This window comes from Streptomyces milbemycinicus (assembly GCF_002154605.1).
Lineage (GTDB): Bacteria > Actinomycetota > Actinomycetes > Streptomycetales > Streptomycetaceae > Streptomyces > Streptomyces milbemycinicus.
The window spans coordinates 1-13,000 of record NZ_MUNE01000311.1 but is presented as its reverse complement, the minus strand read 5'-3'; the positions used below and the strand labels follow the sequence as shown (position 1 = coordinate 13,000).

Below are 13,000 nucleotides of genomic sequence, written 5' to 3'. Positions count from 1 at the left end.
ACGTCGACTCGTTCGCCTCGCTCTCGCAGGAGCGCGCCGCGCCGATCGTGGCAAAGGACGGCTTCAGCCCCGCCAGGGATTCGGGCGTCGTCCCCGGGCGGATGTGCTCATCGCGGTCGAGGATGGTCAGGCCCGAGCGGTCGTGGACCGGGACGACGGAGCGGTCGAAGCGGCCCTCCTTCCACGCGAGCGCGGCGGGCGGGTTCGACGCCGTGGCGCTGCAGAAGTACCACTGGATCGAGGCCATCGACCATGTCCACCACGCCGGAAACTCCTCCGGCATCGTGGACGGCGCGGCCCTCGTCGCCATCGGCAGCGCCGAGGTCGGGGAGCGCTACGGCCTCACGCCCCGCGCCCGTATCGTCTCGGCCGCCGTCTCCGGCGCCGACCCGACCATCATGCTCACCGGACCCGCGCCCGCCACCCGCAAGGCACTCGCCAAGGCCGGGCTGACGATCGACGACATCGACCTGGTCGAGATCAACGAGGCCTTCGCAGCCGTCGTGCTGCGCTTCGCCAAGGACATGGGGCTCGGCCTGGACAAGATCAACGTCAATGGTGGAGCGATCGCCATGGGGCATCCGCTCGGCGCCACCGGGGCGATGATCCTGGGCACGCTCGTCGACGAGCTGGAGCGGCGCGGACAGCGCTATGGGCTGGCCACGCTGTGCGTCGGCGGCGGCATGGGTATCGCGACGGTTGTCGAACGCGTCTGAGCGACCGGCCCGCACCCCACGACTTCCCAGGGAGACCGAAGAACCATGAGCAGCCCCACCGCCGCGTCCACCATCCGCTGGGAGCGCAGTGACGACGGCATCGTGACCCTCGTCCTGGACGACCCCCACCAGTCGGCCAACACCATGAACGCCGCCTTCGTCTCCTCCCTCACCGCGGTCGCCGACCGCCTGGAGGCCGAGCGGGACTCGATCCGCGGCATCGTCGTCACCTCCGCCAAGAAGACCTTCTTCGCGGGCGGCGACCTCAAGGACATGATCAAGCTCGGGCCGGACGACGCTCAGCGGGCGTACGACACGAGCATGGAGGTCAAGCGCGGACTGCGCCGCATCGAGACCCTTGGCAAGCCGGTCGTCGCCGCGATGAACGGCGCCGCGCTCGGCGGCGGGTTCGAGATCGCCCTCGCCTGCCACCACCGCATCGCCCTCGACGCCCCCGGCTCCAAGATCGGCTGCCCCGAGGTCACCTTGGGCCTCCTCCCGGCCGGTGGCGGCGTCGCCCGTACGGTCCGGCTGCTCGGCGTCGCCGACGCGCTGCTCACGGTCCTGCTCGAGGGGCGGCAGTACACCCCGCGGCGCGCGCTCAAGGCGGGCCTGGTGCACGAGGTCGTGGACTCCCCGGAAGAGATGCTGGCCAACGCCCGCGCCTTCATCGACGCAAACCCCGAATCGCAGCAGCCCTGGGACGTCAGGGGCTACAAGATCCCCGGCGGCACCCCCGCGCATCCGAAGTTCGCCGCCAATCTGCCCGCCTACCCCGCCAATCTGCGTAAGCAGCTGAACGGCGCCCCCTACCCGGCGCCCCGTAACATCCTGGCCGCCGCCGTCGAGGGGGCCCAGGTCGACTTCGAGACCGCGCAGATCATCGAGGCCCGGTACTTCGTCGAGCTGGTCACCGGCCAGACCGCCAAGAACATGATCCAGGCGTTCTTCTTCGATCTTCAGGCGGTCAACTCCGGTGCCAGCCGGCCCAAGGGCGTCGCGCCGCGCCGGGTGAGCAGGGTGGGCGTGCTGGGCGCCGGAATGATGGGTGCGGGTATCGCCTACTCCTGCGCCAAGGCGGGCATCGACGTCGTCCTGAAGGATGTGTCGCAGGAGGCCGCCGCCAAGGGCAAGGCCTATTCCGTGGGGCTGCTCGACAAAGCCCTCGCCAAGGGCCGTACGACCGAGGCCGAGCGGGACGCGCTGCTCGCCCGTATCACCCCCACCGCCGACCCCGGCGATCTGGCCGGCTGTGACGCGGTCATCGAGGCGGTCTTCGAGGACCCGGCGCTCAAGCACAAGGTCTTCCAGGAGATCGAGGGCACCGTCGCGCCCGATGCGTTGTTGTGCTCCAACACCTCCACCCTCCCCATCACCCTGCTCGCGGAGGGCGTCCAGCGCCCCGGCGACTTCATTGGGCTGCACTTTTTCTCGCCCGTCGACAAGATGCCGCTGGTGGAGATCATCAAGGGCGAGCGGACCGGCGAGGAGGCCCTGGCCCGCGCCTTCGATCTGGTGCGGCAGATCCGCAAGACGCCGATCGTGGTCAATGACTCGCGCGGCTTCTTCACCTCGCGCGTCATCAGCCACTTCATGAACGAGGGGGTGGCGATGGTGGCGGAGGGCGTCGACCCGGCGTCCATCGAGCAGGCCGCCGCCCAGGCCGGCTACCCCGCCAAGGTGCTGGCGCTGCTGGACGAGCTGACCCTGACCCTGCCGCGCAAGATCCGCGAGGAGACGCGGCGGGCCGTGGAGGAGGCGGGCGGCACCTGGCGGCCACACCCTGCCGACGCGGTCATCGACCGGATGGTCGAGGAGTTCGGGCGTCCGGGCCGCGCCGGGGGAGCCGGGTTCTACGCGTACGACGAGGCGACGGGCGAGCGGACCGGTCTGTGGCCCGGTCTGCGCGAGCACTTCACCAAGCCGGATGCCGCGGTGCCGTTCGAGGACATGAAGGAGCGGATGCTCTTCTCCGAGGCGCTCGACACGGTCAGGCTCCTGGAGGAGGGCGTGCTGACCTCGGTCGCCGACGCGAACATCGGCTCGATCCTCGGTATCGGCTTCCCCGGCTGGACCGGCGGCGTGCTGCAGTACATCAACGGCTACGAGGGCGGGCTGCCCGGCTTCGTCGCGCGCGCCCGCGAGCTGCAGGACCGGTACGGCGACCGCTTCACGCCCCCGGAGCTGCTGCTGGACAAGGCCGCGAAGGGAGAGACGTTCATGGACTGACGTCAGGGACTGACGGGGCCTGCGGCTCGTCCTGCCCGTACCAGCCGCGCAGCTCGCTCTTCATCGACCGCTGGAAGGCGATCACCAGCGCCTGCACCACCAGCGGCTGCATATGGGCCGACAGCGACTTCTTGGCCTTCACGCGCTCGGCGCCGAACGGGCCGGACCCGCCCTCGTGGTCCGGCCCCCACACCTCGTCGCGGAAGAGCCTGCTCAGCTCGCGGGCCGCGGACCGGGTGTGTTCGAGGACGACCGTATGGGCCGCCAGAATGGTCTCCAGCGCGATCGGCACCTCCAGCAGCCGCATGCCCAGGTGCAGCACACCGGGGTCGATCCGGAAGACGTCCGGGTCATCGGTGCGCTCCAGCACGTTCAGCGCGGCCAGCCGGTCGATGTCCTCCTCCGACAGCGGGCGCCCGGCCCGCCGGGCCAGCTGCTCCCGGGACGCCTCCTCCGAAGCGTCGGGAGCCCAGGAGGCCACCAGGGCGCGGTGGATGGCCAGATCGTCCGCGCTGAGGTCGGGCGGCAGCTGCCGCAGATAGCGCTCGATGGCGGACAGGGTCAGGCCGTGGTGCTGGAGTTCTTCGATCAGCGCGAGGCGGGAGAGGTGTTCGGGGCCGTAGTGGCCGACGCGGCGCGGGCCGAGCACGGGCGGCGGCAGCAGCCCGCGGGTGCCGTAGAAGCGCACCGTGCGGACTGTCACCCCGGCGCGGGCCGCCAACTCGTCGACGGTGAGCGTCGGTTCCTCGGTGTCGGTGGTGGCCGTGTCGGGGGTCGCCATGCGCCGCGCCTCACTCTCCGCCCTGCTGCACGATCGGGTCTGTCGGCCCGATCCGTCGGTCGGTCGGGTCCGTCGGTCGGGTTCTCCAGTATTGCTGTCTCACCATCGGTGTGAAGCCCCTCCCTGTCCACCCCCTGCACGACGCCCCTGTTGACGCCTCACACATCACTTAATAGCGTGCGGGGCTGTTCAACTGTGTTGGTTTTCTTCCGAATCTGTGAGGTGGGGTCGGAGTGAGCACTGAGCACAGCAAACACAACAGAGACACCAGGCACACCAGGCGCACCAGACGGGGCCTCGGCAGGCTGCTCGGCGCGGTGCTGGCGATGGCCACGGCCGCCGGGCTGAGCCTGACCACGGCGGATACGGCCCTGGGCAGAGGGCCGGACGCGGGCAAGTTCCCGGCCGATGTGCACACGTACCTCGAAGACCCGGAGATGACCGGCGAGGGGCAGGAACCTCCGCACACCCTGCTGCGGCCGGACGGGCCGGACCGGAAGAAGTGGCAGCGCAGCCTGGACGGCACCTGGCGGTTCGCCATCGCCGACCGGCCCGAGGCCGTGCCGCAGGGCTTCTGGCAGCAGGGCTACCGCCCATCCGCCACCTCCGGCGGCCCCGGCTGGAAGAGCGTCCAGGTCCCGCACACCTGGCAGACCGACGACGTCGACCACCCCCTCTTCCGGAACGTCCAGAGCGAGATGGTCCCCGACGCCCCGCCGAAGGTCCCGCGCGACATCAACCCCACCGGTGCGTACCTCCGCGACGTCCAGGTGCCCGAGAGCTGGGACGGCCGGCGGCAGGTGATCCGCTTCGACGGGGTGACCTCGGGCTGGTTCCTGTGGATCAACGGCCGGTACGTCGGCTATGACCAGGGCGGCTATGTGCCCGCCGAGTTCGATGTGACCGACTATCTGCACCCGGGCACCAACCGCGTCGCCGTCCAGGTGCACCGCTGGAGCGCCGGTTCGTACCTCGAGGACTACGACCAGTGGCGCTACGCGGGCATCTTCCGCTCCGTGACGCTGTACTCCACGCCCAGGACCCGCATGGAGGACGCGTACATCACCACCGACCTCGACGACGACTACCGGGACGCGACCCTGCAAACCAAGATCAGAATCACCCGCGCGGACGACGACAAGAGCGGCCCGCGGCAGGTCACCGGAGTGCTCTACGACCCCAAGGGCCGCGAGGTGCGGCGGCTGGCCGCCGAGGAGACCGACGGCAAGGCCGAGCTGACCGCCCGCATAGCCGACCCCGCCAAGTGGTCGGACGAGGCGCCGAACCTCTACCGGCTGGAGCTGACCCTGCGCGACCCCGCCGGGAAGGCGGTGCAGACCGTCAGCCAGAACGTCGGATTCCGTGAGATCGAGGTCAAGGACAAGCAGCTCAAGCTGAACGGCAAGCGCATCCTGATCCGCGGCGTCAACCGGGCCGAGACCGACCCGGCCACCGGGCGGCACGCCACCCGCGCCCGTATGGAGCAGGACATCCGGCTGATGAAGCGGCTGAACGTCAACGCGATCCGCACCTCCCACTACCCGTCGGACCCCTACCTCTACGAGCTCGCCGACCGCGAGGGCATCCTCATCGACGACGAGATGGAGGTGGAGACCCACAGCCACGAGAACTGCCCCGACAACTGCCTCGCCGAGCGGCCCGAGTGGCAGAAGGCGTTCCTCGACCGCCACCAGGGCATGGTCGAGCGCGACAAGAACCACCCCAGCGTCATCATGTGGGACACCGGCAACGAGGCCGGGCTCGGCAAGGCCCACTACGCCATGGCCGAGTGGACCCGGCGGCACGAGCCCACCCGGCCGCTCTACCACCAGTCCAACCGCCCCGACGGCGACGCGCCCTTCGCCGATATCGCCGGGCCCCGCTATCCGACCCCGGCCTCCCTGGAGGCCAAGGCCAAGACGTTCACCAAGCCCATCGTGATGGGCGAGTACGCCCACGCCATGGGCAACAGCCTGGGCAACTTCCGGGAGTTCTGGGAGGTCGTACGCGCCTACCCGAACGTCCAGGGCGGCTTCATCTGGGACTGGGCCGAGCAGAACATCCGCCGCCCGCTGATCACCACCCCCGACTCCTCCGGCAATCGCATCGCCGCGAGCCTGTCCGGCAAACCCCAGGTCGTCGCGGGCAGAAGCGGCAAGGCGCTGTACCTGTCCGGCCTGGACGACTTCGTCGAGGTCTACCGCGACCCGAAACTCGACCTCACCGGCGCCTCCGTCACCCTCGACGCCCAGGTCAAACCGGCCGAGACCTGGACCGGTGACTTCACCGTCGTGAGCAAGGGGGACCAGTACGTCCTGCGGATGAAGGACCACGACACCCTCGAGTTCACCCTCACCAGCGAGGGCAAGCCGCGCACCGTCACCGCCCCCGTCCCCGACGGCTGGACCGGCGCCTGGCACCGCGTCACCGGCACCTACGACGGCAGTCGGCTGACCCTGTACGTGGACGGCAAGCCGCTCGCCGACACCCCCTGGACCGGCCGCATCGACTACACCGGCTTCGACCTCGGCGTCGGCCGCAACACCGACACCATGGAGGACGGCTACGCCGGACGCACCGCCAAGGGCACCGTCGACCAGGTTCGCGTCTACGGCACGGCGCTCACCCCCGGGCAGCTCGCCGCGGACGAGGACCCCAAGACCGAGGGCTTGATCGCCCTGGACTTCGACGACTTCACCCGCAAGGGCAGCTATCTCTCCTACGGCCTGTACGAGTCCGGCGTGGACGGGCTGATCACCGCCGACCGCGCCCCCGAGCCGGAGACCGCCCAGCTCGCCTGGGTGCAGGCGCCCATCCGGATCACCGCCCCCACCGGCACCGATCCGCGCTCCGGCCAGGTGAAGGTCACCAACGAGCGCGCCTTCACCGGCACCCGTGACCTCAAGCTGCGCTGGAAGGTCACCCAGGGCGCGAAGACCGTCGCGAGCGGAGACCGCGCGCTGGACGTCGGCCCCGGCGGAAGCGCCGATATCCAGCTGCCCGCCCTGCCCGCCAACCCCGGCGGATACGAGCGGTACCTCACCGTGCAGGCCGTCACCGCGCAGGACACCGACTGGGCGAAGGCCGGACACGTCGTATCGTTCGGCCAGTTCGCGGTGGGCGGCGACAAGGTGCCGGAACCGGCCGCGCCCGCCGACGCCGACCGTCCTGCCACGGCCGACGACCGCGGCGAGAGCGTGGAGGTGACCGGCGCGGGCTTCCGCTACACCTTCGGCAAGAAGGACGGCACGCTCACCTCCATGCGCGTCGGCGGCCACGAGCTGCTGCGCTCCGGCCCCGAGCTGGACGCCTGGCGCGCCCCGATCAGCAACGAACGCTCCGACTGGGGCACCGCCGAGGGCAAGCGGTGGCGCGCCCTCGGGCTCGACCGGCTGCGCACCACCGTGGACGGGGTGGATGTGACCCCCGCGGACGACGGCACGGTCACCGTCACCGTCCGCTCCACCGCCGCCGCGCCCGATGTCACCGGGGCGTCCTTCGAACAGACCGTCGACTACCGGGTCGACGGCTCCGGCCGGATCGAGGTCCGGCACCGGGTCGAGGCGCGCGGCGCGTTCCGCACGCTGTCGTATCTGCCGCGTATCGGCCTGAAACTGCGGGTGCCAGAGCGGTACGACACCTTCCGGTGGTACGGCCGCGGCCCCGTGGAGAACTTCGACGACCGCAAGGACGGCACCCCCATGGGCGTATGGTCCAGCTCCGTCCAGGAGCAGTACGTCGAATACCTCAAGCCCCAGGACCACGGCAACCACGGCGACGTCCGCTGGGCCTCGCTCACCGACGGCGGCGGCCGCGGGCTGCTGGTCTCGGGCGATCTGGAGGCCGGCGCCACCGCGTACGACGAGCTCGACCGCGCCGCCTATCCGCACTTCCTCAAGCGCAACGCGGGCTGGCACACCCTGCACGCCGACCACGCGGTCACCGGCGTCGGCGACACCCCCAACCCGGTCCGCGAGCAGTACCGGGTCAAGGCCGACCAGCCCTACGACTACACCCTGACGCTGCGCCCGCTCACCGGAAAGGAGAATGCGCCGAACGGGTGAACGTCTTGTGTCCCCGTCACAGCGGCGCTTTCGTGGGAAGATGCATGAGGAAACGCGGCACCGGGGGGACGGGGGAGTGCCATGCGCCGCGAGTGGGCGGGGGAGTCCGAGCGGGACCGGGCCGTGGAGGCCTATGTCGAAGCACGGCTGAGACGCGAGAGCGACGGCGGGCGCGGGCCCGGCCTCGGCCGGGCCCGCGCACCCGGACCCCAGCTCGACGCCACGCTGCTGCTCGGCCCGCGCGGCAGCGGCAAGACCACCCTGCTGCGCCATCTGGAGCGATGGGCCGAGCGCGCGCCCGTCGCCCGGCTCGACCTGGCCGACCTCGGCCAGAAGGGCGGCAAGCCGATCGACGCGCTCACCGGTCTGGTCTTCCGGCTCAACGCGCGCAAGGCCGACTTCCCCAAGCTGGACTTCCCCTCGTTCGGCCTGCTGGTCATGGCCGTGGCCGCCGAGGTGGACGGGATCGACCGGGACACCGCTGTACGGGACATGGCGGACGCGCTGGCCGGCCCGGAGAGCCGCCGCCTGGAGGTGCTGGGGCGGCTCGCGGACGCCGTGGCCACCGCCGTTGGCGCGCCCGGGCTGGTCGGCGCCGCCCTGCCGCTGCTGCCCGACTGGCAGCGCGGCTGGGGCCGGCTGCGCACCCGCCGGCGGCTCCGCCGGATCCGCCGCACCGCGCCGCAGCAGTCCCACGACACCTTCCTCCTCGAACTCAACCAGCGCTACGGCGCCGGTGAGGACGAGGAGCGCAAGCGGGCCGAGGCGGTGCTCTTCGCGGCCTTCCTGGACGATCTGCGCCGGGCCTACCGGACCCGCGGCGGCGACCGGCGGCGCACCTCGCGCTGTCTGGTGCTGCTCGACAACGTCGACTCCACCCTCGGCAGCGACTTCCTCGAACACCTGCTGGAGGTGCGCCGGGAGGCCGACGACCCGGACCCGCTGGTGGTCGTGGCCGCCGCGGGCAGCTACCCGAGGGTGTTCGAGGACCACGCGTGGGGCGGCGCGCCGCAGCCCGGCGCGTATCCGGGGCGCTGGGACAGCGGCGAGGAGTTCCGGCCGGCCCAGGTCGTCAGGGGGCTGTGCGTCGGACAGCTGCGCGATCTGCGCCGGCTCGAAGTCGAGCGGCAGGCGAAGGAGGTGCTGCGGGCGGCCGGGCGCGACGTACGGGCGCCGCGGGTCGACAGCGGCGTCAAATGGCTCGGCTGGGCGGCGTACGAGCTGACCCGGGGGCAGCCCGCCGCCACCGCCGCGGTGCTGGAGGCGCTGCTCGGCGCCGGCCCCACCACGGACTGGGACGAGCGGCTGCGGCGGGTCCTCGATCCGTTCGGGGAGCTGGTGGACGGCATCCTGGACCGACTGCTGCCCATCGACGCGAGCAGAGAGCTGGTCCGGGCGCTCACCCGCGCGGCCGCGTCGGTCGACCTGGCCCACGCGGGCGTCGCCGGACAGCTGTGGGGCGAGGCCAACGCGGCGGTGCAGAAGGAGTTCGACGACTTCTGCGCGGATGTGCTCTGCACGATGCACATCGACACCGGCGACCGGGCCGCCGACGGGCGGACCGAGACCCTGCACCCGGTGCTGCGCCTGTTGCTGCTGCGCAAACTGGCCGCGCTGGACCCCGCCCGGGGCGCGTCCGGCCCGGACGGCTGGGACGCCACCCACGCCGCGCTGCGCACCCAGGCCCAGGAGGCGGGGAAGCCCGGCCTGGCCGCCTACCACGCGCTCGCCCTGGGCGATCTGCCCGCCGCGGCGGGCTACTTGAACGAGCGCTTCGGCCTGATCGCCGCCGAGGACTGGTGCGCGGAGCTGTGCCGGCTGCGCCGGGCACCGCTGCGCCCGCTCGGCCCCGACGCCCCCCACCGGCCGCCCTGGGAGCGCTACGAGGCGGTGGTCGACTTCCTCAACGAGGGCGAGATAGAGAGCCGGCTGCGCACCGTCACCCGTCTGCTGGCGGCGAGCTGGATCAGCCCCGAGCCACGGCCGGCCCCCGCCACCGACCGGGTCGGGGACCCGTACCGCGATCCGCTCGGCGATCTGTACGCCGAGCTGTACGGGGAGATCGCCGCCCGCTTCAGGACGCTGGCGGCACACACGGAGAGCGTGAGCTGGGACCGCACGCTGTTGGCGAAGGCGGCGCAGTACGAAGGGAAACCGTGGTGAGCGGCAGGGTGTACGTGCCACCGAGACCCCCGTCCCGGCGGGGCCTGTGGGCCGTGGTGGCCCTGGCCGTCGTCATCTGCCTCGTCCTGGCGGGTGTGTGGTGGCTCCGCGACACCGGGCCCGCGCGCTGTGCCGAGGGGGTCTGGCAGCGGGGGCCCGGCGGGGAGTGCGTCGGGGTGAGCGACGGCTCGTACGTCTTCAGCCCCGAGCTCAAGGAGGTCAGCGAGAAGATCCGCGCCGAGAACCGCAGGGTGGAGGAGTCGGGCGACCCCTGGGTCGCGATCGCCTACACCGAGTCCATGACGAGCAGAAAGGGCGGGCCGCGCGCGAACGACCGCGGGCCCGAGGTGGTCCGCGAGGCCATCGAGGGCGCGTATCTGGCGCAGCGCGAGCTCAACGACCCCGAAAGCGGCCACGGCCGCACCCCGCAGCTCAAGCTGCTGCTCGCCAACAGCGGACAGAGCGGCGAGCAGTGGCGGCCGCTCGTGGACCAGCTGATCGGAATGGCGAAGGACGAGAAACTGGTGGGGGTCGCGGGCTTCGGACAGAGTCTGGAGACCACGAAGTCCGCCGTGGACGCGCTGCGCGAGGCGGAGATCCCGATGGTCGGCGCGACGGTCGCGGCCGACGGGCTGTCCACCGAGAAGCCGGTGTTCTTCCGGGTGTCCTCGCCCAACCGGGACCAGACTGCCATCGCCGCCAAATACCTGAAGGGCCGGCAGAACGACGACTCTCGCTTCCGGGTCGAGGTCGTCAAGGACATCAAGCACGACGACTCGTACAACGAGACCCTTGACCAGGACTTCGACCGGGCGCGGCGCGCCGAGGGGGTGAAGCTGGTGACCGAGGAGGGGCACTCCTTCGTCTCCGGCAGCACATCGACCGAAACCGCCCTCGCCTCGATCGCCGAGACCATCTGCCTCCCGGAACGGTCGATCAAGGCCGTCTACTTCGCCGGCCGCGGACGGGAGTTGAAGTACTTCCTCCAGGCCCTGACGGCGCCCGGCAGGCGGTGCGATCTCACGGTGCTCTCCGGCTCCAGCACGATAGGAGTCTTCTTCGACCCCACGGCGAAGGACGGGCTCGCGGTCGCCGGTGACGTGCTCACCCGCTGGAAGCACAGCCGCATCAAGGTCCTCTACACCGCCTACGCCCACCCCGACGCCGTGGCGAAGATCTATCCGCGCCGCGGCGAGAACCCCTACCCAGCCTTCCGGAAGGCGTACCACGACGCCGGGTTCGGCGGCGACCAGGAACTGCAGAACGGCCAGGCCATGATGGGGCACGACGCGGTGCTCTGCCTGGGCAAGGCCGCCCGCCTGGCGGAGGCCCCGCAGGGGAGGGAGGCGGTGGACGCGGCGGGTGTGCGGAACATGCTGTTGCAGATCGGGAAGCGGTCCGAGCTGCCCGGCCTCAGCGGGCTGATCGCCTTTGACGAGCGGGGGAACCCGAAGGGCAAACCGATGGCCCTGGTGGAGCTCAGCCCTGCCGAGGGTGCCCACTACGTGTACCGCGGCACCGTGTCCCCGTAGCCGTAGCCGTAGCCGTAGCCGTAGCCGTAGGCACAGCGCTGAGCGAAGGGGCGAGGCCCCGGCCGGGGCCTCGCCCCAAAAGCGTCAGCGGCTCCCGTGCACGGTGTCCGTCGCGTGGATCGCCCGCCATGACTTCGGCCGCGCCGCCACACCCGCACCCGCGTCCGCACCCCCACCCGCTTCGCTCCCGGTCGCCCGCGCGGCCGGCGCGCTCGGCTTGGACGCCGTGAACAGCCAGGTGTCGAAGAGGGCCCCGAGCGGACGGCCCGAGACCTTCTCGGCGTACGCCTCGAAGTCGCGCACCGACCCGTTCCCGTAGCGCCGCTCCGTGGGCCACCCCTTGAGGATCGCGAAGAAGTCCTCGTCGCCGACCTCGTTGCGCAGCGCCTGCAGCGCGATCGCCCCGCGGTCGTACACCGCCGCGTGGAACTGGTTGTCCGGCCCCGGGTCACCCGGCTCGACCGTCCAGAACGCGTCCTCGGCCGGATGCTGCGCGTACACGTAGTCCGCGAGCTCCTGCGCCGTGCCCTCGCCCTCCTTCTCCGACCACAGCCACTGCGCATAGCGCGCGAAGCCCTCGTTGACCCAGATGTCGCGCCAGTCCTTCACCGAGACGCTGTCGCCGTACCACTGGTGGGCCAGCTCATGGACCACCACCGAGACGTTCGAGCCGCCTGCGAACTGCCGGGGGCTGTAGAACGGGCGGGTCTGGGTCTCCAGCGCGTAGCTCGTCCCCACATTGGGCACATAGCCGCCCAGCGCGTTGAAGGGGTAGGGGCCGAAGACCCCGCTGAGCCAGTCCGCGACCTCGGCCGTCCGCTCTACGCTCGCGCGCGCCGCGCCCGCGTTGTCGCCCAGGTCCTTGCTGTACGCGTTGATGACGGGCAGGCCGTTGGCGGTGGTGTCGGTGGTGATGTCGAACTTGCCGACGGCGAGGGTGGCGAGATAGGTGGCCTGGGGCCGGTTGGAGCGCCAGCTGTAGCGCGTCCAGCCCAGCCGTGAAGTGGTCGACTGGAGCGTGCCGTTGCTGATCGCCTGGGTCCCGTCGGGCACCGCGACCGATACGTCGTAGGTGGCCTTGTCGAGCGGGTGGTCATTGCTCGGGAACCACCACCACGCCGCCTCCGGCTCGTTCGCCGCGACCCCGCCGTCCGGGGTGCGCAGCCAGGCCGTATAACCCTTGACCTGCACCTTGGAGGGTGTGCCGCGGTAGCGCACGACGACGGTGAAGGGGCGGCCGGAGTCGATCGGGGCGGCCGGGGTGATCTCCAGTTCATGGTCGCCGCTCGTCGCGAACGCCGCCTTCTTGCCGCCCACCAGCACCTCGCGCACCTCGAGCGCGAAGTCGAGGTTGAATCGGGACAGGTCCTGGGTGGCGGTGGCCACGACCGTCGCCGTGCCCTCCAGCCGGTCGGTGGTCGGCTGGTAGGTCAGCCGCAGGTCGTAGTGGGAGACGTCGTACCCGCCGTTGCCGTAGTCGGGGTAGTACGAGTCCCCGATGCCGGGCGCGCCCGG

General features: G+C 71.3%; 7 protein-coding genes and 1 pseudogene. 5 read left to right on the top strand and 3 right to left on the bottom strand.

Annotated features, from left to right (window positions below):
• On the bottom strand, positions 1–247 hold a 247-nt coding region (locus CCN51_RS24335), incomplete at its 3' end, for a thiolase family protein (RefSeq protein WP_483883447.1).
• Between CCN51_RS24335 and CCN51_RS24330 the strand changes: the two are divergent.
• Together CCN51_RS24330 and CCN51_RS24325 are read left to right on the top strand one after the other, a co-directional pair.
• Positions 144–716 (top strand): annotated as a pseudogene (locus tag CCN51_RS24330) (acetyl-CoA C-acyltransferase); the annotation flags it as partial. The gene CCN51_RS24335 and the pseudogene CCN51_RS24330 sit on opposite strands and share 104 nt — an antisense overlap.
• A gap of 45 nt (positions 717–761) precedes the next feature.
• Complete coding sequence (locus tag CCN51_RS24325; RefSeq protein ID WP_014175240.1) at positions 762–2,945, top strand: 3-hydroxyacyl-CoA dehydrogenase NAD-binding domain-containing protein; 2,184 nt, start codon at positions 762–764, stop codon at positions 2,943–2,945.
• On the opposite strand, the gene CCN51_RS24320 is transcribed toward CCN51_RS24325, so the two are convergent.
• Positions 2,935–3,726, bottom strand: a complete 792-nt coding sequence (locus tag CCN51_RS24320; RefSeq protein ID WP_014175239.1) for a MerR family transcriptional regulator — start codon at positions 3,724–3,726, stop codon at positions 2,935–2,937. The genes CCN51_RS24325 and CCN51_RS24320 overlap by 11 nt on opposite strands.
• 233 nt (positions 3,727–3,959) lie before the next feature.
• Between CCN51_RS24320 and CCN51_RS24315 the strand changes: the two genes are divergently transcribed.
• From CCN51_RS24315 to CCN51_RS24305, 3 genes are all read left to right on the top strand, one after another.
• Complete coding sequence (locus CCN51_RS24315) at positions 3,960–7,790, top strand: glycoside hydrolase family 2 TIM barrel-domain containing protein (RefSeq protein ID WP_086860087.1); 3,831 nt, start codon at positions 3,960–3,962, stop codon at positions 7,788–7,790.
• Between the two features lie 81 nt (positions 7,791–7,871).
• Positions 7,872–9,953: a P-loop NTPase family protein gene (locus CCN51_RS24310; RefSeq protein WP_014175237.1), complete on the top strand. Its 2,082-nt coding sequence runs from the start codon at positions 7,872–7,874 to the stop codon at positions 9,951–9,953.
• Positions 9,950–11,485, top strand: coding sequence for a type 1 periplasmic-binding domain-containing protein (locus tag CCN51_RS24305; protein ID WP_014175236.1), 1,536 nt, complete (start codon positions 9,950–9,952; stop codon positions 11,483–11,485). Before CCN51_RS24310 ends, CCN51_RS24305 begins: the two co-directional genes overlap by 4 nt.
• An 84-nt stretch (positions 11,486–11,569) precedes the next feature.
• Here CCN51_RS24305 and CCN51_RS24300 read toward each other — a convergent pair.
• A partial coding sequence (locus tag CCN51_RS24300; protein ID WP_107426066.1) for a M1 family metallopeptidase occupies positions 11,570–13,000 on the bottom strand: 1,431 nt, incomplete at its 5' end.

Excerpts from the sequence above, each read along its gene's own strand:
- CCN51_RS24320 (WP_014175239.1), bottom strand. The coding sequence starts at position 3,726 with ATGGCGACCCCCGACACGGCCACCACCGACACCGAGGAACCGACGCTC.
- CCN51_RS24310 (WP_014175237.1), top strand. The coding sequence starts at position 7,872 with ATGCGCCGCGAGTGGGCGGGGGAGTCCGAGCGGGACCGGGCCGTGGAG.
- CCN51_RS24325 (WP_014175240.1), top strand. The coding sequence starts at position 762 with ATGAGCAGCCCCACCGCCGCGTCCACCATCCGCTGGGAGCGCAGTGAC.